Genomic DNA, 1,722 nt, shown 5'->3' on the forward strand with positions numbered 1-1,722 from the left:
TTTGTTATTGGGTATGTTTGCCGAAGATGTGTTTAGAGTGCCCCAAGCCGTTTATAGGTTTTTTACAGAAGGCGATGCTGCAAAAGGCAACTATTTTGCCTCCAGAAGGCAATTTATTAGTAAAGTAGCACTTGGTTTGGCTGCTATTCCATTGGCATCAATAATTTATGGCATTTATAGAGGGAAATACAACTACAAAGTTTTAAAATACACGTTGCATTTTGAAGATTTACCAGCTGCTTTTGATGGCTATAAACTCACCCAAATAAGCGATATCCATTCTGGAAGTTTCGATAATATGGAGAAGGTGAAATACGCCGTTAATTTAATAAATGAACAAGAAAGCGATGTTATTTTATTTACTGGCGATATTGTAAATAATAAAACTGAGGAATTGGTGCCTTATAAAGATGTTTTTAATAAACTAAAAGCCAAAGACGGATTGTTTTCAATACTTGGAAATCATGATTATGGCGATTATGCTGCCTGGGATTCTGAAGCTGCAAAACATCAAAATTTAGAAGACTTAAAGACCCTTCAAAAGGAAATTGGTTTTGATTTACTTTTAAATGAAAGTAGATATTTAGAAAAAGATGGCGACCGAATCGCATTGGTTGGTGTCGAAAACTGGGGTGCAGGTGGTTTTAAAACTGCAGGCGATTTACAAAAAGCAGCTTCGAAAATTGATAAAGACGATTTTAAAATATTAATGAGTCACGACCCATCACATTGGGAGAAAAAAGTTATTCATGACAAATACCACTACCATTTAACCTTAAGCGGGCACACACACGGCATGCAATTTGGTATCGAAATACCGGGTTGGTTTAAATGGAGCCCTGTAAAATGGCGCTACAAATATTGGGCAGGCATCTATCAAGAATTAGGGCAATACATTAATGTAAATCGTGGGTTTGGGTACTTAGCATTCCCAGGTCGTGTAGGTATCTGGCCAGAAATTACTGTAATTGAGCTTAAAAAGGGCTTAAATAACGCATAGTTGCCAAGAAATGCTATATTTACTATAAGATTTTTATATTTTAGTAAAAAGGCTGTAGTGAACCTATTTCTGCACTATAGCCATAAAAACAAATAAAAATTGTACGTTTGTATTAATGCATCCTACTAATAAATAAAAAAGTATGTCAAAATTTGGGGAACTAATAGATGTAGAAATTCCAGTTTTGTTAGATTTTTATACAGAATGGAATGATAAAACCGAGCCCATGCATCTTGTTTTAAGAGATGTTGCCGCCGCACTTGGCGATAAGGCAAAGGTTATAAAAATTGATGTTGAAAAAAATCAAGAATTAGCCGAAGCCTTGCGTGTAAAAACCTTGCCAACTCTTATAATTTATAAAGGAGGCGAAATGAAATGGCGCCAAAGTGGCGAGCAAGATGCCGATACGCTTATAGGAAAAATTCAAGAATATATTTAGAATTAGGGCGTTACCACAAGGGTCGGGCTTTCCGTTCCCAATCTTTTTTGCACCGAAAAATATTTCAGTATCTAATCAACTATGGTGTTTGTTTATTAGGAATTTTCCTTTTAAAATTTTCGTAAAGCACAAAAAAGGATTTCCACTTCAATCCCTAACGCAATTTCGAACTTCAAATTAAATTTAAAGTTAGGTTTTATATTACAGAATTTAAAGCCTCAAAACGATACCCTTTTTCACTAAAATGAGCCAATACTTTTGGTAAAGCAAATTGCATGTTTTT

Annotated in this window: 2 protein-coding genes; both read left to right on the forward strand. The window is 34.7% G+C overall.

All coding sequences use genetic code 11. The features are described 5' to 3' along the window. On the forward strand, positions 1-1,000 hold a 1,000-nt coding region (locus WBN21_RS00655), incomplete at its 5' end, for a metallophosphoesterase (protein WP_424197387.1). Between the two features lie 142 nt (positions 1,001-1,142). Beyond that, the gene (locus tag WBN21_RS00660; RefSeq protein ID WP_424197388.1) at positions 1,143-1,439 is read left to right on the forward strand and encodes a thioredoxin family protein; all 297 of its coding nucleotides are present in this window, start codon (positions 1,143-1,145) and stop codon (positions 1,437-1,439) included. The last annotated feature ends 283 nt before the right edge of the window (positions 1,440-1,722 follow it).

Source organism: Algibacter sp. (assembly GCF_049667265.1).
GTDB lineage: Bacteria > Bacteroidota > Bacteroidia > Flavobacteriales > Flavobacteriaceae > Algibacter_B.

Excerpts from the sequence above, each read along its gene's own strand:
- WBN21_RS00660 (WP_424197388.1), top strand. The coding sequence starts at position 1,143 with ATGTCAAAATTTGGGGAACTAATAGATGTAGAAATTCCAGTTTTGTTA.